19 protein-coding genes are annotated in these 22,424 nt (G+C 42.8%); 8 read left to right on the forward strand and 11 right to left on the reverse strand.

Annotated elements, in window-relative coordinates:
- Positions 1 to 255: 255 nt before the first annotated feature.
- On the reverse strand, positions 256 to 1,194 hold the full coding sequence (locus tag NSQ57_RS24990) for an alpha/beta hydrolase (RefSeq protein ID WP_340933981.1): 939 nt from the start codon (positions 1,192 to 1,194) through the stop codon (positions 256 to 258).
- Positions 1,195 to 1,218: 24 nt separating this feature from the next.
- The gene (locus NSQ57_RS24995) at positions 1,219 to 2,280 is read right to left on the reverse strand and encodes an LLM class flavin-dependent oxidoreductase (RefSeq protein WP_025722808.1); all 1,062 of its coding nucleotides are present in this window, start codon (positions 2,278 to 2,280) and stop codon (positions 1,219 to 1,221) included.
- A gap of 317 nt (positions 2,281 to 2,597) precedes the next feature.
- Here NSQ57_RS24995 and NSQ57_RS25000 point away from each other — a divergent pair, with 317 nt between their 5' ends.
- From NSQ57_RS25000 to NSQ57_RS25010, 3 genes are all read left to right on the forward strand, one after another.
- Complete coding sequence (locus NSQ57_RS25000; RefSeq protein ID WP_029518882.1) at positions 2,598 to 3,179, forward strand: TetR/AcrR family transcriptional regulator; 582 nt, start codon at positions 2,598 to 2,600, stop codon at positions 3,177 to 3,179.
- 80 nt (positions 3,180 to 3,259) lie between these two features.
- On the forward strand, positions 3,260 to 3,706 hold the full coding sequence (locus NSQ57_RS25005) for a GNAT family N-acetyltransferase (RefSeq protein ID WP_029518883.1): 447 nt from the start codon (positions 3,260 to 3,262) through the stop codon (positions 3,704 to 3,706).
- Positions 3,707 to 3,941: 235 nt separating this feature from the next.
- Positions 3,942 to 5,390, forward strand: coding sequence for a DEAD/DEAH box helicase (locus tag NSQ57_RS25010; RefSeq protein ID WP_340933743.1), 1,449 nt, complete (start codon positions 3,942 to 3,944; stop codon positions 5,388 to 5,390).
- 57 nt (positions 5,391 to 5,447) lie between these two features.
- On the opposite strand, the gene NSQ57_RS25015 is transcribed toward NSQ57_RS25010, so the two are convergent.
- Positions 5,448 to 6,530, reverse strand: coding sequence for an elongation factor G (locus tag NSQ57_RS25015; RefSeq protein ID WP_340933744.1), 1,083 nt, complete (start codon positions 6,528 to 6,530; stop codon positions 5,448 to 5,450).
- A gap of 307 nt (positions 6,531 to 6,837) precedes the next feature.
- Here NSQ57_RS25015 and NSQ57_RS25020 point away from each other — a divergent pair, with 307 nt between their 5' ends.
- Both NSQ57_RS25020 and NSQ57_RS25025 read left to right on the forward strand, forming a co-directional pair.
- Entirely contained in the window at positions 6,838 to 7,428 is a 591-nt protein-coding gene (locus tag NSQ57_RS25020; RefSeq protein WP_340933745.1) for a sigma-70 family RNA polymerase sigma factor, read from the forward strand.
- Entirely contained in the window at positions 7,389 to 8,456 is a 1,068-nt protein-coding gene (locus tag NSQ57_RS25025; protein WP_165145527.1) for a DUF4367 domain-containing protein, read from the forward strand. The genes NSQ57_RS25020 and NSQ57_RS25025 overlap by 40 nt, the downstream gene beginning before the upstream one ends.
- A 91-nt stretch (positions 8,457 to 8,547) precedes the next feature.
- Here NSQ57_RS25025 and NSQ57_RS25030 read toward each other — a convergent pair whose 3' ends face one another.
- Both NSQ57_RS25030 and NSQ57_RS25035 read right to left on the reverse strand, forming a co-directional pair.
- Entirely contained in the window at positions 8,548 to 9,123 is a 576-nt protein-coding gene (locus NSQ57_RS25030) for a histidine phosphatase family protein (protein WP_165145525.1), read from the reverse strand.
- Positions 9,124 to 9,154: 31 nt separating this feature from the next.
- A complete protein-coding gene (locus NSQ57_RS25035) occupies positions 9,155 to 10,078 on the reverse strand; it encodes an AraC family transcriptional regulator (protein WP_029518889.1) in 924 nt (307 codons plus the stop codon).
- Positions 10,079 to 10,263: 185 nt separating this feature from the next.
- Between NSQ57_RS25035 and NSQ57_RS25040 the strand changes: the two genes are divergently transcribed.
- Positions 10,264 to 11,010, forward strand: a complete 747-nt coding sequence (locus NSQ57_RS25040) for an SDR family oxidoreductase (RefSeq protein WP_342425467.1) — start codon at positions 10,264 to 10,266, stop codon at positions 11,008 to 11,010.
- A gap of 264 nt (positions 11,011 to 11,274) precedes the next feature.
- Here NSQ57_RS25040 and NSQ57_RS25045 read toward each other — a convergent pair whose 3' ends face one another.
- The 6 genes from NSQ57_RS25045 to NSQ57_RS25070 all read right to left on the reverse strand — a co-directional run bounded on the left by NSQ57_RS25045 (position 11,275) and on the right by NSQ57_RS25070 (position 18,751).
- On the reverse strand, positions 11,275 to 12,774 hold the full coding sequence (locus NSQ57_RS25045; RefSeq protein WP_342425468.1) for a malate:quinone oxidoreductase: 1,500 nt from the start codon (positions 12,772 to 12,774) through the stop codon (positions 11,275 to 11,277).
- Positions 12,775 to 13,012: 238 nt separating this feature from the next.
- Positions 13,013 to 13,801 (reverse strand): class I SAM-dependent methyltransferase, encoded by a 789-nt coding sequence (locus NSQ57_RS25050; protein ID WP_029518892.1) that lies wholly within the window; start codon positions 13,799 to 13,801, stop codon positions 13,013 to 13,015.
- 138 nt (positions 13,802 to 13,939) lie between these two features.
- Positions 13,940 to 14,803, reverse strand: coding sequence for a hypothetical protein (locus NSQ57_RS25055; RefSeq protein ID WP_340957474.1), 864 nt, complete (start codon positions 14,801 to 14,803; stop codon positions 13,940 to 13,942).
- A gap of 171 nt (positions 14,804 to 14,974) precedes the next feature.
- Positions 14,975 to 16,399 carry an L-arabinose isomerase gene (gene araA, locus NSQ57_RS25060; RefSeq protein WP_029518894.1) on the reverse strand — a complete coding sequence of 475 codons (1,425 nt, stop codon included), beginning with the start codon at positions 16,397 to 16,399 and terminating at the stop codon, positions 14,975 to 14,977.
- A 41-nt stretch (positions 16,400 to 16,440) separates the two neighbouring features.
- Positions 16,441 to 17,136, reverse strand: a complete 696-nt coding sequence (locus NSQ57_RS25065; RefSeq protein ID WP_013373853.1) for an L-ribulose-5-phosphate 4-epimerase — start codon at positions 17,134 to 17,136, stop codon at positions 16,441 to 16,443.
- A gap of 1 nt (position 17,137) precedes the next feature.
- Positions 17,138 to 18,751, reverse strand: a complete 1,614-nt coding sequence (locus tag NSQ57_RS25070) for an FGGY-family carbohydrate kinase (protein WP_165145520.1) — start codon at positions 18,749 to 18,751, stop codon at positions 17,138 to 17,140.
- 291 nt (positions 18,752 to 19,042) lie between these two features.
- Between NSQ57_RS25070 and NSQ57_RS25075 the strand changes: the two genes are divergently transcribed.
- Positions 19,043 to 20,125, forward strand: coding sequence for a GntR family transcriptional regulator (locus tag NSQ57_RS25075; RefSeq protein ID WP_341071423.1), 1,083 nt, complete (start codon positions 19,043 to 19,045; stop codon positions 20,123 to 20,125).
- A gap of 211 nt (positions 20,126 to 20,336) precedes the next feature.
- On the forward strand, positions 20,337 to 22,331 hold the full coding sequence (locus NSQ57_RS25080) for a serine hydrolase (protein ID WP_342425469.1): 1,995 nt from the start codon (positions 20,337 to 20,339) through the stop codon (positions 22,329 to 22,331).
- Positions 22,332 to 22,424 lie beyond the last annotated feature (93 nt).

Genomic DNA, 22,424 nt, shown 5'->3' on the forward strand with positions numbered 1-22,424 from the left:
TTAAATAAATCGCTTACATTTCCAATTATAAGAATGTAAGGTTATTATCTGCTACATGTAAAAGTAAAGATTTTACCCGAAAAACTTTACATCATTGCGGGGCGACTGAAAACCTGGTGCTCCTTTATCCCAAACAACTCCGAAATGACAAAAAAAGGTTGATGCAAAAAGTGATATGCTCCCCTTACAGTAGCAAGTTTTAACCTGCCTACTCTTTTGGGAACATATCACTTTGGAGACTGCCTATTTAATAGTTTAAGGATTAAGGGCTCTTGCAATTGCGTCTACATAACTTTGGCTAGCACGTTGGCTTACTTCTGCTTGTGGAACTATTCCCTCAAAATTGTGGAATGTGCCGGGATACAGATGGAATTCGACGTCCACCCCCGCTTGGGCAAGGCGTCCCACATATTCGATCGTCTCATCTCGGAATAGATCGAGCTGGCCTACGCACGTATAAGCCGGCGGCAGGCCAGCCAAGCTTTCTGCTCTCGACGGCACCGCATATGGGGACACCTCGCTATCTTCGGTACGATTGCCTAAGTACATGTTCCAGGCCGCCAAGTTGTTCTTCCGGTTCCATGGTGCGTTATCGGCCGTAATTTCATGACTTGACGCCGTAATACTGCGGTCATCGATCATCGGATACAGCGGCATTTGGAAAATGAGGGCTGGCCCACCTTTGTCACGAGCCATTAAAGCAAGTGCTGCGGTCAGCCCGCCGCCCCCACTTGCTCCTGCAATGGCGACCCGATCTAAGTCAATGCCCAGCAGCTCCGCTTTGTCGGTCATCCACGTCAAAGCGGCATAACAGTCATCGATGGCAGCCGGGTAGGGATGCTCAGGAGCAAGTCGGTAATCGACCGATACGACGACGCATTTGGCCGCCTGCACGAAGCGTTCGCACAAAGCATCGTCCATATCAGGATGGCCCATCACATAGCCTCCCCCGTGAATCCACAGCATGGCCGGAAGCCTAACGTCAGTTCGCTGAGCAGGTTCGTAGATTTTGACTAATATCTCGCCTGCTACACTCGGAATCATCCGGCTTGTCGTGCGTACGTGCTCCGACTGCTCAATAGGAGGACTAGACAAATAGCTTCTGCTCAGCTCTAAATTCTCTTCCAGTTGAAAACCAGGAAATTGTGCGATTACTGACCTTAATTCTGGTAATAAACGATTTTCAAAATCCATGCAAATCACTCCTATGTTTGGTTTTTACAATCTTTTCTCCGTCTCCGCTTCCCACTTGGCTATTTCCTTCCGAACTCGGGGTGCTACCTCTGTTCCTAGCAGCTCAATGGCTCTCATCACTTCGGCATGCGGCATCGTGCTTAACGGAACATACAACATAAAGCGAGTAACACCTACATGTTTGCGAAGGTGAATGATCTTCTGGGCAACAGTCTCTGGATCGCCGACATACAGCGCACCTTCAAAGCTGCGCGCGGCATCGTAGCTAGAACGATCATAATGTGCCCAGCCCCGCTCCCTGCCCAATCTATTCATACCTGCCATCGTAGAAGGGAAATATGTATCTGCAGCTTGCTCATTATTCTCTCCGACAAATCCTATCGAGTGCGACCCAACCCTAAGCTTTGATTCATCATGACCGGCGTGCGCTGCTGCCTTCTTATAAAGCTGGACAAGTGGTGCAAAATTTACCGGATTCCCGCCAATGATCGCCAGTATCAAGGGCAGTCCTAACAGACCTGCCCGGATAGCAGAATCCTGCCTGCCCCCGCTGCCAACCCATATGGGTAAAGGATTCTGAACCGGCCGTGGATACACACCCAAATTGTTAATTGCTGGCCGATGTCCGCCTTTCCAGGTTACTTTTTCGGACTCCCGTATTTTAAGGAGCAATTCCAAATGTTGTTCAAACAGCTCATCATAGTCTTCCAAGTCATAGCCGAACAGTGGAAAAGATTCAATAAAGGAACCTCGACCCGCCATAATCTCCGCACGTCCATTCGAAATACCATCCAGCGTAGCAAAATCCTGAAAAACGCGAACGGGATCAGCTGAAGAAAGCACTGTCACTGCACTGGTCAGCCGAATCCGTTTCGTCTGCGCTGCAGCCGCTGACAGCACAACTGCTGGTGAAGATGCAGAATAATCCTTCCGATGATGCTCACCTACACCAAACACATCAAGCCCCACTTGATCAGCAAGGATAATTTCCTCGACAACTTCGCGCAATCGCTGTGCGTGACTTATCACTTCACCTGTCTGAACGTCGGGCTTTGTTTCTACAAACGAAGTAATACCTATCTCCATCGTCCATCTCTCCTATTCTAATAGCTTTCTTTGTATGTTAATTAAATACCGGTAAAATATCATACCGATCGGTAAAATATTTTTCCCAGTAAATATAACTCATTAAAAAGAGTACTGTCAATAAATATAGTAAAAATCTTTGATTTATCCTCATACTGATATCTCCTTGGTGCGATAAACCAATCTGCATTTGACAATATAACGGGCTAATTATAAGATAATAACATACTAACTGGTACGCAAATAAAGACCCCTAACAATTATGATCAGAGTCATGGAATTAAGAATAAAATTACGAACAATGAGAGGTATTGATTATGGGACGAATCCGCGAATTTGACGAAGATAAAGTATTAGATGCAGCTATGCAAATATTTTGGGAGAAGGGATATGAAGCTACCTCATTGAGTGATTTAACTTCCAGAATGGAAATTCAACGACCCAGTATATATTCCACTTTTGGAGGCAAAAAAGAATTGTTCGAAGCTGCGCTGCGCAAATACATGATGTCCCGTGCTTCTCTGATCCGAACCAAACTTCAAAGCAATCCATCTGTAAAAGAAGCATTTCGGACTTTCTTTGAAGGTGTGGTCGATGAGGAATATGCGGAAAATCCTAGAAAAGGATGCTTTTGCATTAATACAATGGTTGAACTTGCGCCCCATGATGAGAAGTTTGAAATTCTTACAAGGGAGCATCAAATGTACCTAGCGGTTATATTTCAAGAAACCATTGAAAGAGGTATACAATCAGGTGAGCTTGAGATCGGGCTCAATGCGAAGGCTGTATCACAGGCGCTAGTCGTATCGTTAATTGGACTGACCGTAATGATAAAGTCTCGTCCAGAACGATCATTTATTGATAACACGATAGAGGTGACACTTACACTTCTTAAGTAATTCGGAATGAATTCAGTTTTGAATATATATTCTTTATTATGTATAATAATTCAAAACTAATAAAAAAGGGAGTGCATCTAATGTCATTTTTAATAAGGAACGCTAAGCCTGATGATTTAAACAGTTTAACCGAGTTAATGTATGAATACATCGTTGGTTTTTATCAAAACCCTAGGCCACCTATCGAAAAAATCCATAATTTGATACACACCCTTTTTGAGCAGCAAAGCGGTATACAATTTGTGGCGGAACAAAATGGAGAATTAATCGGCTTTGCTACATTATTCTTTACCTTTAGCACGATGAAAGCAGACAAAGTCACTGTTATGAACGATCTATTTGTATTGGAACCATTTAGAGATACAGAAGTAGAAACACAGCTTTTTTTAGAATGTCAAAAATACTCACGAAATCAAGGCTATGCTCATATGGCCTGGATAACTTCTACCGAGAATAAACGCGCTCAAATTTTCTTTAAAAAGATGGATGCTGTCCAAGGGAGAGATTGGGTTCACTTTTCATCGTAACAATACTTTTGATACGATTTTCCGCGCTAACGGCAGTTCAAAGGGCACCCGATTGGGTGCCCTTTGTTCGTAACACATGTTTTCACGCATGCGGATATGGAAACATGCTGATACCCGTGCCTTCATGGCCTCCCTTTGCTGTCTGGATATAGAGTATACTAGATGAGTATAAGTTCGGTACACGATGACATGATATATGTAATGGTACTTAAATACAGCACAGAAGAGGTTGAAAATGAGTCAGAAGCATTTTACAGATTACGCATTAAGTGAAGAAATTGTAAGAGCGCTGAATAGCCTGGGCTATGAGACGCCAACAGAGATTCAGACGGAAGTCATTCCTGTGGCGCTTGAAAAGAAGGATCTTGTCGCCAAATCGCAAACAGGTAGCGGCAAAACAGCAGCATACGGCATTCCAATCTGTGAGCTAGTAGATTGGAATGAGAATAAGCCCCAAGCTTTAATCCTGACGCCAACTCGTGAACTCGCGTTACAGGTCACCGAAGACATCACGAATATTGGACGCTTTAAGCGGATCAAAGCAACTCCCCTTTATGGAAAACATCCTTTTCATATCCAAAAGGCTGAGTTAAAACAAAGGACGCATGTGGCTGTAGGTACGCCAGGGCGTGTACTGGACCATATTGAACGAGGCACGCTATCGTTAGATCGGATTGCCTATCTCGTGATTGATGAAGCTGATGAGATGCTGAATATGGGCTTTATCGAGCAAGTTCAGTCGATTATTCAAGCGCTGCCTAGTGATCGGGTTACCATGTTATTCTCCGCTACCTTCCCTGAGGACGTAGCCACACTGTCACGTAAATATATGAAAGATCCTGTTAGAATTGAGATTAAAGCGACTGGTATAACGACCGCTACAATTGATCACTCTCTTATTCAGGTGAAGGAGTCAGACAAGCTGGCACTACTGCAAGATCTGCTCATTGTTGAGAATCCTGACAGCTGCATTATTTTCTGTCGTACGCAGGAGAATGTAGATACATTATTCAGGGCATTGGCTGATCTTGAATATCCATGTGATCGCATTCATGGTGGCATGGAGCAAGACGAGCGATTTGAGGTAATGAATGCATTCAGAAGGGGTCAATTTCGTTACTTGATTGCAACAGATGTTGCCGCACGAGGAATTGATATCACGAATATCACCCATGTCATTAACTACGATATTCCCCTTGAGAAGGAAAGCTATGTTCACCGTACAGGACGTACGGGACGTGCTGGCAAAACGGGGAAGGCCATTTCCCTCATCACTCCTAAGGATGGCCGAAGATTAGCTGATATCGAAGCATATATTGGATTCGCGATTCCGCAGGTAAAGGCTCCCTCAGAAGAGGCTGTTGACCTCCGTAGAGAAGATTTTGAGCAAAAACTGCATGTAAAAACCGCACTCAAAAAAGATAAGCGCGAGCAATTAAACCAACAGATTATGAAGCTGAATTTTAACGGTGGTAAGAAGAAAAAACTTAGAGCAGTCGACTTCGTGGGGACTATCGCTAAGCTTGACGGGGTCACCGCAGATGATATCGGGATTATTACGATTTTGGATAATGTGACAGATGTCGAGATTCTGAATGGCAAAGGTCCACTGGTGCTTGAGATTATGAAGAATACAACCGTAAAGGGTAAGCTGTTAAAGGTACGCAAAGGGAATAATAAGTAGAAGTATGCTGCATAAAAGAAGGTGAGGCAACCCCGCCCGTACAGCCGATAGTTTTCGTTAACTAACGGGCGGGATTGCCGAGTTTACCTCTTGATCGTTTAATTCATCTTTCCATTTATCGATATCATAAATCACTTTAAATTTTTCTGTTAACTGAGTATCATCTTCAATTGGCACAAAGCTGTTTAATTCTATATGGAAGTCCGAAACATCTTTTTTATGGTCATACATCTCTTCTAGGATATCGATAATTGAGGAAAGTCTAGATTTAAATGATAACTTATAGTCATCTTCGTCCTTGAGTATACATCGATTTTCTACCCCTCTAAAAAAGGAGTTCTCTTCAAAATATAGCTTGTTACAGGTCATTTGGATCTGCATCAATGGTTCGCATATTTGCCAATCCGCTTGCTGCATAGCGGTTCTGAGTGATATATGTGCTCCACTAATGTAATAATAATCCCGATAAAAACACATTGAACAAGAAGCCTTCATCATTTTAATTTTTGAATCTACAGCAGGGTACCCTAATACAAATCCTTCAGCTAACAATTTCCTGGAAAAGTAATCTAACGATTTTACGAATAATTGGTATCCATGCTCCTTACCTTCCTCACCATCTTTATGACAGCAGTAATGAATAATATCTTCATTCACTTGTTTATTTTCATATTGATATCCCATCCCAGCCTCTAAATGACCAATATGAATTTCGACTCCTGCAAATAAGTCATTTAAACTTGTTATTCTGGAATGATTGCCTTTCAAATTTATGTTCAAGTCAGCAGTACATTCTCTATAAAGTATGCAGGTGTCTTTGATATTCAGGTTTATATCTTGTCTTTTCATAAAATCAGCGATTCTCTTGAGATGCAAGTAATCAATTCCTATAAAAATTATTTTCTCATATTCAATAGCCCCAGCAGCAGATTGATTAAAATGAACAGCAATACAAACATCCTCATCGTATGCTATTAATGTCTCAATACTCTCAGCCACCCTATTCCGTAGCGCAACTTGTCGAGGAAATGGCATGGTTAATCCAATGTATTTTGATTCTAGGTTAGGCAGCAGCTTCATTTGATCATGAAGGTAAAGCATCACATTATCAAAATTATATTTCTTAGCACTTACATTCATTAGAAACCGTATCCTCTCCTATTTATTTACGAGATGGCCCCAAAGCGTCCTCATAAGGCTTTTTATGAAGAATTCCGTAGACCTCCTTCTTATCAATATCTTAATTTCATTTTAACACCCCCCACTTCCACAATATACCTTTAACTCTATAAAACTAACTACGTGAGTGATTATTGTTCTGCTTTATCGTACTCTCTTAGAGAGTAGATTTAATACTAAAAAAATTTAGAAAAGGTGTCCCTTTCGGTCATCTTCATTTGTTATACAGGTATAGTTTTCTTTTTGATCAGAGGAGGTGCCTAAATTTTTGAATGAGGAAATCGAATACAAAATCAAACGAGTTCAAGCTGGCGAAATCCAGGATTACGCCTACATTGTGAAGGAGTATCAGCGTCAGATATTTGTGTATTGCTGGCGGCTATTAGGAAGTGAGCATGAGGCAGAAGAAGCCGTACAGGATATTTTGGTCAAAGCTTTTGAAAAAATTAACATGTACAAACTGACAATGGGCTTCTCCTCCTGGCTGTATAAAATGGCCTATCATCACTGCCTGAACTTGATTCGCAGGAAGAATCTACAGCGCAAATTTAAGATTACCCTGTTCACCTCAACTAATATGACTTCAGACAGTGCTGCGCAGGTTTTGGAACGTCAGCTTTTCAGTGAACCGCTGAGCCGGGCATTAGACCAACTGAATGCAGAAGAACGAAACCTATTGGTGCTGCGCATTTTTGAAGAAAAAACGTTTGGAGAAATTGGGGAAATTATGAACAAGAGCGAGGAAGCTATCAAGAAAAAATACGGCAGAACAAAAACAAAGCTCAAAAAAATGATGGAACCCATAAAGGAGGACCCGAAATGCGTGAATTACAAGGCAGAAATCAGGAACAAAATCTGAAATACACCGATCCAAAAGACAAAGACTTAAAAAACATGGACAAGCTGACAGAACCAGAAAGTGTCCTAAAAATCCAAGCTTTTGACGTTTCTGACAAAGTGATGGAACAGGTCTACCAAAAGGTGACGCCCAAAAAGGGGTTCATTGTAAAAATGCGTCTTCAACCGCGCATTACCGCTCCCATTATGATCTTACTTTTTGTGTTAGGGGCTTCTGTGACCGGATACGCCGCTTCGCAATATCTTGAATTCCGCAACAGTAAGGGCGACGTTGTATTAAATACCGCCAAAACACCTGCCGAAACGGACGCCTCGAAAACGTATACCTCCACCTACGCACAGTGGAACGAAAAAGTGAAAGATCGCTTGCAGCCCGGAGAGTATGCTGCCTATTACGTCAAGGACGATTCTATGAATCAGAACAACCTATCTAATCCGGCCCTGTTTGCGTACAAGCCAGCTGAACTTTCAAGTTTCAACAGCTTACAAGATGAAATCAAGCGAACTGAGGCTCCATTATTCAGCAACCCCACTCATCTACCAGATGGCTATCAGTTTGAATTCGGATACGTCTATCCAGGCGCTGCATATCCTAGGATGATGGATAAAAAGGAATATCGAGCTTTAACCGATAAACTGATGCAACAGGCCAAAGCTGCACCGGAGGGTGAACATCTGTTTATTCAAAAGCTGAGCTGGGACAAGTCAGACACCTCCTTTGCCCGGTATGCGAGAGGAAACGACTATGTAAACATTACCGTCACCAAATACACTCCTGAAGTCACAAAGACAACCATCATGCAAAATGAACAGGATTCGGCTGAGCAACTGACAATTAAAGGAACCAAGGCCTATTACATCAGGGCAAGCAAAACAAGCAATCCCTTGGAGGCCGGAAAAAACCGACTGGGCTGGCTTGATGAAAAAAGACGGTTACACTTCAACATATCTGATAACCAGGACAGTCCACTGACCAAGGAAGACCTGGTAAAAATAGCCGAGGATTTGCTTAACGGTTCACCGCAATAGCTATAAAAGAAAAGCTTTGAAGAGAGACCATCCTTTTTTAGGGGTGGTCTCTTTTTGGAGAATAGTCCTTATACCTTTTCCTCACAAACTATTACGGCATGTTCCACAATCTTTTCACCTCAACTAATTCCTGATCATTGAATTCCATTCTGTATACGTCTGGCTTGGATGTGTGTAGTAAAAAATCCAAATCGTACTGCTTGTCATAATACCCCATCATTAAAGTCATTACAGCTCCATGAGTGCCTAATGCGACTTTCCGTCCTCGGTAGATTTTTAGCAATTCCTTTAAGACTGTTATACTTCGATTCTGACAAACTGCATTAGACTCTCCTCCCGTTAAAGCAAAGTTGGGATCAGAAAATGACTTATCTAACAAAGGGAATAATTCATCATCAGGCATTCGGTTGTCTTCATTCAAAAAAATTCTTTCTTTAAGATCCTCGAGTATTAAAACTTCTTGTCCTGAGCATTGAGCTAATTCTTGAATGGTTAGGATTGCCCGTTGATATGGACTTGAAACGAAAACCTCGATCCCCTCTCCTCTCAATAACTCAGTTATTTGAAAAGCATCTGACTTACCTTTATCAGTCAAACCTCTTGTTCTTTCATTTCCTTCCGTCTTTGGTGATTCGCCATGTCTCACCATGTAAATGAAAGTTTTCATATTAACCTCCACGGATCACCCGATAAACTTCTCAATCAACTGAGACACTAAGAGAATTACGCAAATGTTTAACATCACTCATCGGTGGCCGTCCAAACATGCGTCCATATTCTCGGCTGAACTGCGAAGGACTCTCATAGCCAACGCGAAAGCCTACAGTGGCGGCCTCCAATCCCTCCGAGAGCAGTAAGCGGCGTGCAGCCTGCAGTCGAATGGCCTTCTGATACTGCAGAGGACTTATAGCCGTTACCTTTTTAAAGTGCTTGTGTAAGGAAGAAGGGCTCATGTTTACTTCCTTCGCCAATTCCTCGATCACAAGAGGCTTAGAGTAATCGCGGGTAATCAGATGGATCGCTTTGGAGATGCTATGTGCATAGCTGCCAACTACGGCAAATTGCCTGATTAAAGCTCCCTGCTCACCTTGTAATACACGATAAAGGATCTCGTGCGTGATAAGCGGCGCAAGAAACTGAATATCCGCAGGCGTATCCGAAAGTCTGACAAGCCGAAGCAGCGCATCAAGCAGCAGAGGGTCAAATTGGCTCACCAGTATGCCGCGTCCAGTCTTAACGTTACATGGAGGAGGACTCTTCTTGATAATGTCCAGGATGGCGTCTGGACTAATGGATAATTGAAGACTGAGATAAGGAAGCTCCGACGAGGCTTGAGTTATTTTACCAGTTACGGGAAGTTGAACTGATGTGACCATGTAGGTTGTTGGATCGTACACATAGTTTTCTCCAGCCAGCATTGCTGTCTTTGAGCCTTGCGCAACCACGTACAGGGAGGGCATATGGACCGTATGATTCAGCTCGGACACATGGCTTGCACGTCTGAAATAAAGTCCTGGCACAGACGAAACAAACGTACCGTCCGAAGACGCGCGTTGATCAATCAGACGAATCAGTTCTTGTAGATTCGTAGAAATATCAGAGGGGGGAGGAGACGAAACCATTCATGCTTCACCTTCCTTTCCGTTGAACGCTAATATTGATGTGCTAATTATATGCACGCCGAATAGGATTAGGCAAGAATTGGACTTGATCGGTCTACCTGTCTCAATTGAATTCTACTTAAAATTTACTTGCAAGGCCAACAAAGGGCCTAAGGCAAATAGATCAAAGAAAGAAGGATGGGGCTATGAGTTTGGAAGGAAGAATAGAGAACAAAGTCGTCGTGATTACAGGTGCAAGCAGCGGAATTGGAGAAGCAACAGCACTGTTGCTTGCCGAGCGTGGAGCAAAAGTCGTGCTTGGCGCGCGCGGGGTGGACCGCCTTGAAGCACTGGCGACACGTATTACGAATAGGGGTGGCGAAGCTGTCTATGCACGCACTGACGTGAGACGGCGCGAGGATCTATGCAACCTCGTTACTTTGGCTTGCGAACGATACGGGAAGCTGGATGTTCTCGTCAGCAACGCTGGCGTTATGCCTATATCCCCTCTCGATGATCTGCGCGTGGAAGATTGGAAGCACATGATTGACGTCAACATTAAAGGCGTTTTGTATGGCATTGCTGCAGCGTTGCCTGTCTTTCGCAAACAGGGTTTCGGACATTTCGTGAACACTGCTTCTACTGCAGGACACAAGACCGTTCCGAACCAGTCGGTCTACTCTGGTACGAAGTTCGCCGTACGCGCCATCTCAGAGGGGTTGCGCCAGGAGGCTGGCGATAAGCTGCGCGTGACCATCATTTCGCCAGGTATTGTGCAGACAAATTTCACCGAAAGTTTAACAGACCCGGCTATAAGAGATCAACTCGCCGTCATCCGGGATAAACTAGCCATGACACCAGACGCGGTAGCCCGCGCAATTGGATTCGCAATTGAACAACCTGCTGACATTGATGTGAACGAAATCGTGATCCGCCCAACCGCACAAATATAACATAAATAGATAGAGGCACCTCCTCTTGTGAGTGAGCCCCTATCTATTCATACATAAAGCTTTACCATGGAAGCTGTTCATCCATGTGACATCGAAAATGCAGAAGGATTGCAAAACTTTGTATTGTTAAACAAGCATTTTTAGCGGTGGGGACTTCTCCCCACCGCTTGGTGTTGTTGCTTATTGGACTCTAAAATATATCGTAAGATTACTGTGCTTTTTATTAAAAATATTTGGATGATCGAGTTACTAGCCATGTAAAAATTAACGATGAAGCGGTTCCCTTTCGCCCAGACCGAGCACCTCCGTTGTGAAGTCATAAATTTCTTGGTAAAGCTCTGGGTTTTCCGCTAGTGACACCCCATAAGAAGGAATCATTTCTTTTATTTTTGGTTCCCACTCTTCCATATGTTGTGGGAAGCATTTTTCCAATACTTCCAGCATAACGTGAACAGCAGTAGAAGCACCCGGAGAAGCGCCGAGCAGTGCAGCTATCGAACCATCAGCGGCACTAACCACTTCTGTACCAAATTGAAGTGTTCCTTTACCACCCTCCGTATCTTTGATCACCTGCACACGTTGACCTGCTACCACGATCCCCCAGTCCTCGATTTTGGCGTTCGGAATAAACTCACGTAATTCTTCCAGACGCTTTTCATTCGATAACATCACTTGCTGGATCAGGTATTTGGTCAATGCCATCTCCTTTGCGCCTGCCGCCAACATCGTGATGAGGTTATTGGGTTTTACAGAACCGATCAAATCCAAATTTGAACCCGTTTTCAAGAACTTCGGTGAGAAGCCGGCAAATGGTCCAAATAGCAGTGCTTTTTGGTTACCGATATATCTTGTATCCAGGTGCGGAACAGACATGGGAGGAGCACCAACCTTAGCTTTACCGTATACTTTCGCATGATGCTGGGCGACAACCTTAGGATTGTTACATACCATAAATAGTCCACTTACCGGGAATCCCCCGATATATTTGGACTCAGGAATACCGGTTCTTTGTAGCAAAGGTAGACTTCCACCCCCACCACCGATAAAGACAAATTTGGCAGTATGGTATTCGATTTTACCGTTATCCAGATTATGGACTTTGACTTTCCACGAGCCGTCGCTCGCACGTTTAATATCCTTTACACTATGCTTGTAATTGATCTCAACGTTTTTACTTTTTAAATGCTCAAACAACATGCGTGTTAAAGCACCAAAGTTGACATCTGTTCCAGAGTCGATTTTGGTTGCCGCGATTGGTTCATTCAATGTACGGCCTTCCATAATTAGCGGAATCCATTCCTTCAGCTTTTCAGGGTCGTCGGAAAATTCCATGCCTTGAAATAGAGAAATAGTTGAAAGCGCTTTAAACCTTTTTTTCAAAAAAGATACATTTTTCTCTCCTGTTACCAAACTCATATGAGGTATTGGCTTGATAAAGTCCTGAGGATTACGAATCAAATGGCTGTTTACAAGAAAAGACCAAAACTGTCTTGAAAGCTGAAACTGCTCATTAATGTCTACAGCTTTACGAATATCTATAGATCCATCAGCTTTTTCGGATGTATAGTTCAGTTCGCACAGTGCAGCATGGCCTGTACCTGCATTATTCCATTCGTTAGAGCTTTCTTCTCCTGCGTTTGCGAGTTTCTCAAACACTTTAATTTCCCATTCTGGTGCTAACTCTTTTAGCAATGATCCCAGAGTCGCGCTCATGACTCCGGCACCAATTAAGATAACGTCTGTATTTTTCTGAATGCTATTCATAAAAACCTTCCTTATCTCTTATATTTGCAAAAAAGAGCAGGCCCTCCTGCTTAGGTGATACAAGAAGCAAGGCTCCACTCAGGAACATATCTTTTCTGTCTCTATTATAACTAAAATATAATCTTTTAAAAATTATATTGTCTATTATCTGATAATTATAAATCATTTCTGCTAAAAAGTGAGAATTTTCTTTGCAAAATAATAAGAATGGATCTCAACACGCTGTATTATTGGGGCTTCACTTACTAGCAGTAATAACAGACACTGACAATTCTTCGGTAAACACACCCGTGGAGTCCATATCTAGTAGAACAGATGTTAAATCATTTTCAAATCGTACTAAATTATCACCAAAAAGGCGTCTTGAAGCAAATGATGTAGAGTACAGATTTCCAATGATCGAATCAACAGTCCATGTATATGAATAACTCGGTAAAATATGTCTTTGGACATTTTTGAATCCAGATTTTCTTACAATATCCTCATACCTCTCCTTTGGGGGAGTGTAAGTGCTATTACCAGCTCTTCTTGCGTCTCCTAGCCAACGTCTCACTACTTCGTTGACCTTGAGTTGCCAAAGTAAGGGTTCCTGCTTCCCAGTATTATCAATAATAGCTACGCCACCATTAGTATCAGAACTGTTATACAGAATGTCAAGAATGGACTCTCTATCCATCCAATGAAATGCTTTCGCAATTATAACGAGGCGAAAGACACCCCAGTCACATACGCGCTCTTCCGCCCTTCCTTGTACCCATTTAACATTGTCCAACCTTTTATCACTGGACAAACGGTTTGCTTCATCTAGCATTTCTGATTCAGTATCTACACCTACTATTTCTTCAAACCAATCACTAAATCTTAGAGCTAGCTGACCCGTTCCACATCCTAAGTCAAGCAAGCGACCTTCCCCATTCAGAGAAAACTTGTTAACTAAAAACCGAATAAGCGACGAAGGATAAGGAGGTCGATACCTAGAGTAGTACCAAGCGGTACCTTTAAATAGATCTGGACCATAATCACTCATAGCTTATAACCTTCTCTCTACTGAACTTTTAAAACATGAGAGTCACAGGGCTGCCTGTAACGGCAAGTTTTTGGGCCAATCTTTACGGGACAGGCCCTTTCTAATTGCACTAACGTTTCCTCGAATGAGCTTCATGGTTTATAAATACTTCATCATGATATTCGAAACAGTCTGTTGTTGATTCACCCAATCATAATCGGAGTTATCCATAACAAACGATTGAAAAGGAAGTTGCTCAATAATTTGTAATTCTAGCTCTCGTCGATATTCAAGGAACTGAATATATCCCTCGTACCCATGAAGCCCCTTCTTCTTTCCATAATCTTGCTCTGTATGGTACCAAATCGTGAAATCTAACCATTCTTGAGATCTCATCGTTTTTACTCGCTCAATCGTCTCACGCACATCAGGTTGCTTCAAATAGAACAAAATTGGATTTAACTCCTGAATTTGCTCCGCAATCTGTAATACATGCCGAACAAATCGATCATTTCCAGCATCATGCCGGGCGAGTAATGCACACCCTGGGTTCTGTAAAAAACAGCATTCGAGTATGATTAGCTTTTCCTTTTCTCGCTGATCTTTAACAAAAGACTTCCAACGTTGGATCATCAATTCGCAGTACTTTTCCACGGGTACTCCATCGTAGATTTCATAACGCTGGATTTCCTCATACAAACTAGAAGGAATTTTATTTTGGGCTGATTGCTGCGCAAGCGCATATGCGATTAAAGAGTCGTTGCCATTCAAAGATACGAACGGATCAATGTAATGAAACACCTCGGAATAGATTGATCGGAGCCGATCAAGTTCTTCGTTCGGCATACATGCAACCGATTCATAATCAGCGGGATGCCGTAAATTTCCTTCTAAAAATAGTTCCGATTCTATTTGATGTGTATTTAACATGTCATGTATGTATCTAGATAATGTGGATTTGCCAGAGCCAGGTATGCCTTCGACGATAACCAATTTCGTTTTCGTAGCTGGTACATTCGCCATAGTATCACATCCTTATGAATTAAATGATTACCTTAAGGAGAATCCAATTATCTCGTTATATCGCCAGATAGCTTAGGAACCTTTCCTTTATCTCGACATCCTTAGAAAACCAATAAAAAGCATTGGATCCTAAGGACTGACCCAATGCTTTTATAGATGGCTATCTTCTAGTTATTTAATAATTACGTATTCCAGGTTAACCAGTTTTGCATAAGTCACAATTTGGTCTGTGGTTAGATTCAAGGAAACCACAGTATGGTGACCGCCACCGTTCTCAATCCATGCCTTAACTCCATCCTGGAAGTTAGGCTTCACGTTCCACAGTACACGGGCTACCGGAAGATTTGGAGCAGGAACTGTCGGTTCAAATGCCGTAACCTCATTGATCAGCAGTTTATAATGAGTGCCAAAGTCAGCCATAGAAACAACCACACCGTCTCCTGCCTTGCCGTCAAATACCAGACGGGCTGGATCTTCACGATCGCCGATACCTAACGGAGAAACGATGACTTTAGGCTTGTTGCTCGCCAACGTTGGGTCAACTTCAAGCATATGGGATTGAAGGATCGATTCCTGACCAGCCGCTAATTCATAGGTGTAGTCTTCCATAAAGCCAGTGGATTGGTTATGGCTCATGACTTTAAGCAGGCGATCGAGCGCTGCAGTCTTCCAGTCTCCTTCACCAGCAAATCCGTATCCTTGTGCCATCAAACGTTGAACGGCAAGACCAGGGAGCTGTTTCATACCATAGAGGTCTTCGAAGTTCGTAGTGAAGGCAGTATAGCCGCCATGATCCAGGAATCGTTTAATAGCAATTTCATAGCTTGCTTGCACTCTTACACTGGCTTCCCAAGCTTCCTTGCTATAAGTACCATAATCGAATTCATAAAGTTCAGAGTATTCCGCAAACAAAGCATCAATCTCTTCTTCTTTCACAGCATTGACGTACTGAACGAGGTCGCCAATTCCGAAGTAGTCAACAGTCCATCCAAATTGAATTTGGGCTTCGACCTTATCACCTTCCGTAACGCCAACATTACGCATATTGTCGCCAAAGCGGGCGACTTTGATATTGAAGCTTTCGTTATAAGCAACCGCTACATCCATCCACTCTGCGATTTGTTTTTGCACTTCTGCACGTTCCCAGTAACCTACAACCACTTTATTCTGTTTCTTCAAGCGGGCGTTGATAAACCCATATTCACGGTCACCATGAGCTGCCTGATTGAGGTTCATGAAGTCCATGTCAATTGTAGCCCAAGGAATGCTTTCATTGTACTGTGTGGCCAAATGAAGTAGCGGCTTTTGCAGCAATTTAGTACCGCGAATCCACATTTTTGCAGGTGAGAAAGTATGCATCCAAGTGATGACACCAGCAACCTCATCACGATAGTTGACTTCTTTCATAAGGCTGGTGATTTTGTCTGCACTAACCGCCAGATCTTGCAATACAAGCGGATAAGGCAGAACGCCGCTCTTATTTAGGGCATCGGTCATTTCTTGTGCGTGTGCTTTGACTTCTGCTAATGCTTCTTCTCCATACAGATGTTGTGAACCTACGACAAACCAGAACTGTTTTGTACCTACTGTTGACATAACATTCATCCTCTTTTCTTCGTTTGTTAGTTTAGTTGGTCTTACTTTTGCCCGTAGTAGGCGTCTTTCCCATGTTTGCGCAAATAGTGTTTATCTAGAATCCGCTGCGGCAATTCTTCGGCAAAATGATTCAATTCCCGTGCGAATAAATTCATTTTCGAAACTTCTTCCAATACGACGCTATTCATGACTGCAGATTTCGCATCCTTACCCCAAGTGAAGGGAGCATGACCCTTAAGCAGGACACCTGGCACTGCTAAAATATCCAGCCCGCGCTGCTCAAAAGTTTCGATGATGACACGGCCGGTTTCGGCTTCGTAGCCACGATCAATCTCCTCTTGTGTCAAGAAACGAGCACAGGGAACAGAACCATAGAAGGTGTCTGCATGAGTAGTCCCCATTACAGGTACATCCAGGCCTGCCTGAGCCCAAATCGTCGCCCAAGTCGAATGCGTATGCACAATACCGCCGATCTCTGCGTAGTGCTTGTAAAGTACGGCATGAGTCGGTGTATCCGATGAAGGTCTCATCTCTCCTTCAACAACATTGCCGTCAAAATCAACAACCACCATATCGCTAGGTTTCATCGTGTCATAACTAACACCACTCGGTTTGATAACGAATAAGCCACGCTCACGATCAACAGCGCTTACGTTACCCCAGGTGTATTTCACGAGTCCATGTTTAGGCAAATCCAGATTGGCTTGAAATACTTCTTCTTTCAGCTGCTCTAACACGTCAATTCCTCCAGTTTTCCACTAGATTATCTACAGCAGCCTGCTCAATCGCCAGGCCTTGTGTATAGCGTTCTAAGAATGTTTCGAATCCCTTAACATCGGAACCGTCAGGATGAATTTCTTGTCCCTCAACATCTCTAAATACTTTTTGGTCGAGGAAGTCTTCCAGACTTTCTTGTTGATCCTTGTTCATCATGTAAGAAGCCAGAATAGCCATACCCCACGCTCCGCCTTCTCCAGCTGTTGACATCACGGATACCGGGACATTCATAGCAGCCGCAACAATTTTTTGTCCGACGATAGGGGTTTTAAATAAACCACCGTGAGCCAGAATGCTGTCAATTGCGACGTATTCTTTCTTCGTCAAAATATCCATTCCGATTTTCAAAGCAGCAAATGCAGTGAACAGATGAGTCCGCATGAAATTGGCCAAATTGAAACGGCTCTCAGGAGAGCGGACAAACAACGGTCTGCCTTTCTCTATTCCGGTGATATTCTCCCCTGACAAATAGCCATAGCTGAGTAAACCACCGCCATCTGGATCCGCTTCCAAAGCCTTATTCAGCAACACACTGAACAATTGATTCGGATCCGCCTTGTGCCCCATGGCCTCATAGAATTCACGGAACAAGCCCAGCCAAGCATTGAGATCACTTGAACAGTTGTTGGCATGAACCATGCCGACCGGATTACCATTCGGTGTGGTCACCAGATCAATTTCCGGATATACCGCTGAAAGGTCCTTCTCTAATACAATCATGGCAAAAACCGAAGTTCCCACAGACACGTTGCCAGTACGTTTTCTCACACTATTCGTAGCGACCATTCCTGTTCCCGCATCACCTTCTGGAGGACAAAGCGGAATACCAGGTTGTAAGTCTCCGGATTTATCTAAGATTTTCGCTCCCGCTGCGGTTAGTACACCTGCCTGCTCGCCTGAGATATGAACTTTAGGAATAATGTCTTGTAACTTCCAATCGTAGCCTTTGGCTGCAATGAGTTCATCAAACTGCTTAACCATCGACTCGTTATAATCATGTGTAGTCTCATCAATTGGGAAAATCCCCGAAGCGTCTCCGATACCAATTGCCTTATCGCCAGTCAGCAGCCAGTGGATATATCCAGCCAACGTCGTCATAAAATCAATATGAGGGACATGTTGCTCTTCGTTTAATATCGCTTGATACAAGTGAGCAATACTCCATCGCTCAGGAATGTTGAATTGAAATTTATCAGTTAAAGCTTTTGCTGCAGCCCCGGTTGTCGCATTCCGCCAAGTCCGGAACGGAACAAGCAACTCACCCTTGCTGTCAAAAGCCATATAGCCGTGCATCATTGCAGAGAATCCTATAGAACCAACCGTACGAAGGGTGACTCCATATTTTTGCTCAACCTCTTGCTTCATTTCACGATAAGCCTCTTGCAGGCCCATAATAATACTCTCTAAGTTGTACGTCCAATATCCATCTACCAGGAGGTTTTCCCACTCATAGCTTCCAGATGCGATGGTTTCAAAACGATGATCAATCAGCACTGCCTTGATACGTGTGGATCCAAATTCGATACCAAGTGAGGTTTCTCCCTTAGTAATCGCTTGTTTAATGTCTTGATCCATGCTCACGTTACTCCTCTCTCTGAACAACTGTTATAATCGCAATAATTGAAAGAAGGCGCTTTCTTTTGTTTACAGCCTTAGTATATTTTTTGTGCGTACATTTGTCAACACAAAACCATAGTTATACTTACAAATACTTTGACAAACCGAGTGTTTTTCTAGTTTTAACTTTAGTATTTATACAGATAGGACAATAGATTATAATAAACTCATAATTATGCTAAAATATGTACATACAAATATTATAGATGCATTAATTAGTATTAGAACAACTTGGAAAGAAGGAATAAAGTGAAACCAAAGTATCAGGTCATCCTTGAGGATATAAAAAGCAATATTCTTTCAGGGGCATACAGCGTAGGAGAACAAATTCCAACGGAATTCGCTTTGCAGGATAAGTATAAAGTTAGTCGCCAGACGGTTCGGAAGGCTATTTTGGAACTATCCAACGAAGGTTTCTTAAGAAGTGAAAAAGGATCTGGCACCTATGTCAGTAACCAATTTCGCTCAAAGACTGGTGGGAACTCCAGTAATAAAACCATCGGAGTCATCACGACCTACATCTCTGATTACATCTTCCCCTCGATAATTCGCGGGATTGAAGCCAGATTAAATGAAGATAATTATTCATTACTATTAGCGAGTACCAATAATGATGTCGCCCAGGAAAAGAAAGCCTTGGAGATGATGCTGTCCTTTGGTGTGGATGGTTTGATCATTGAGCCTACGAAGAGCAATCTATATAATCCCAATATCGCTTATTATCTGACGTTCAAGGAACAGGATGTTCCCTTCATCATGATTAATGCCTATTATGAAGAGTTGGAAGTTCCTTACTTCTGCCTCGATGACGTACAATCCAGCTATCTGGCGACCAAAGAATTGATCGCTAACGGACACACACAGATTGGCATCATTGCCAAAATGGACGATTTACAAGGAAAGTATCGAATGAAGGGCTATATCAAAGCGCTTGGAGAAGCCAAATTACGGTTTCACCCAGAGCAAGTGCTCTCATTCTATACAGAGACAAAGCAGGACCTATCCACCAACTTGAAGAAATTCCTGACCGAACAAAGAGACGATTTAACCGCAATTGTCTGCTATAACGACGAGGTCGGACTAGAAGTTGTACATGTATGCAGACAACTTGGGATATCTGTGCCCGAAGACTTATCCATTATTGGTCAAGATAATTCCTATATTTCCAAGAATGCAAACATCAAACTAACGACATTAACGCACCCCCAGGAACAAATGGGACGTGATGCCGCCGATTGGGTTATTAAGAAACTTCAAGGGAAAAAGGATCTACGTAACCACACCTATTATCAGCCTGTGTTAATTGAAGGAGAGACGGTTAAGAAGAACTGAGGTAAAAAAGGATATGTAACTGTGGTGAATTTCCGTTTTTTCTGAATGACCCATCGCCCTTTAAACCTAGTGCCTAATTGTCATATGACACTTTGGAGTGACTTGGTATGGTGGGTGGCGAAATGTAACTTGTTGGTATGACAAGTCCTTTGCCATACTTGGTTTTGCCGGACGCTATAAGGCAAAAATACATTTCAAGGAGAAATCATTCATGAAAAAAATGATTCACACCAGTCTCGCGGTTCTACTATTATCTGCTACGGTAACTACCGCGTGTATGGCACCCAACGGCGCATCAGTTGCCGCACCCGTTAACGTACCAGTTGCATCTGAGAAGGCTAGCTTGGAGGGACCGCGAGATGCTAAGGAACTAGAAGCTTTTGCAGATGGCGTTTTTGCGGACAAGATGAAGAAGTATAATACAGTTGGTTCTAATTTTGTGGTCGTTGCAGGTGGGAAAGTGATGCTAAGCAAAGGTTACGGGTATGCCGACAAGGGCAAAAAAATTCCTGTTGATAAAAATACCGTTTTCCAAATCGGCTCTGTTACAAAGTCATTCACTGCATTGGCAGCTATGCAGTTGGTCGATAAGGGGAAAATGGATTTAAAACGCGATATCCAAGAGTATTTAGGAGGAATAAAGGTTCCGAATAAAACAGGAAAAAAACTGACGATGTTTGATCTACTTACATATTCAAGTGGATTTGATGAACCAGATATTTCCATGGAAATGCATCCAGAATACGCGGACAAATATTTTCCGATGAAGAAGTTCATTGCATCAAATATGCCAACTGTTGTCAGGACTCCAGGAGAAGCGTACACTTATGACAATTTTGGTTTCATGCTAGCGGGATATGCTGTAGCAAACGTAACGGGTATGTCATATTCCAAATATATGGAAAAGAATATTTTCAAACCGTTAGGCATGAATTCGACGAATGTGCGGTTTACCCCCCCATTGTTAAGCAGAATGGCTGCTCACTATGGACCAACAGGCGAACTGATACCCTTGGACGGGTTTAAACCAACGGAAAAACCTGAAGGCGGTATCGTCTCAACAGCAGATGACATGGCGAAGTACCTTATTATGCACCTGAACAAAGGCAAGTACAAAGGTAAAGAAGTAGTGAGTCCAAAGAGCATAGAGCAAATGCACACATACCAATTATTCCCTGATAAGGAGTTCCCGGTCACAACAATTGGATTCGAAGGCTACTTCAAAGAGAAGATGAATAATCAGCATGTGATTCTAAAAGGAGGAAATGTTACAGGGCATTCTTCCTTGATTGTTATTCTGCCTGAGAAGAATACAGCAATGTACATGTCCTACAATAACGACTCCATGATGAGTCTTGACGTGTATGAAGAATTTATGAATCATTATTATCCGAGAAAATCAGAACTTCCAAAGTCAACCTACGCGACAATAAGTGAGCAGCAGGCCCAAGACTACGTGGGATTATACCAAAACACGCGTATCGCTGCCTTAAGGACGAAGGTTTCGTATTCGGACGGGAAATTAATAATGGAGACAGGAACATCAGGCAAACATACACTAAAAATGATCCACCCTTTATTATTTGAAGATGAATCAGGTAATAAATTGACGTTTAATAAAAATCAAGCAGGCCATATTGCATATTTGTATTACATGCAACTCCCAGACCTCGTTGCTTATGCGCAAAAAATAAACATTGATTCACCATTTTCTGATGTACCTGCGGATAGTAAATATATTCCATATATAAACAACCTTAATGCTTTGAAAGTCATGAGCGGAAAATCAGCCCACCTCTTCGATCCGAAAGGAACGATGACTCAGAGAGAATTCTCAGAAGTGCTGCTGCGCGCCCACGGGTGGTATAAACAACCTTTCATGATTGAACCGAATACAAAACAGATGATGGCCGGACTACGTAATTATCAGCCTAATTCTCCTATCACTAGACAAATGGCGGCGGTAATGATCCAGAACCTGAAACAGGTTGAGCCTGGAATTAAGGTTAAATTGGGTGGCGAAACGGATGCTTGGGCAGTTAAAGCCATCACAGCTCTTGTTTCCCAAGGTATCATGGACCCGAATACCAAGATCAATTTAGACGGCTCCATAGACTTCCGCTCCAAACAGCTTTTGAAGCGTCAAGAAGCCAGTGCCTTGTTGGATCAAGCATTTAATTACTATACGTTGCCAATCAGTCACTAATTCAAAAGGATTAAGTAAATTTTCTACCGTAAAGGACAGTGCTTACTTCGGGATTAACGAAAAAAAGCGCGAGTGCAGGGGGGATTTCCCCAT

The sequence above is a fragment of the Paenibacillus sp. FSL L8-0502 genome (genome assembly GCF_038593055.1).
Classification (GTDB): Bacteria; Bacillota; Bacilli; order Paenibacillales; family Paenibacillaceae; genus Paenibacillus; species Paenibacillus polymyxa_D.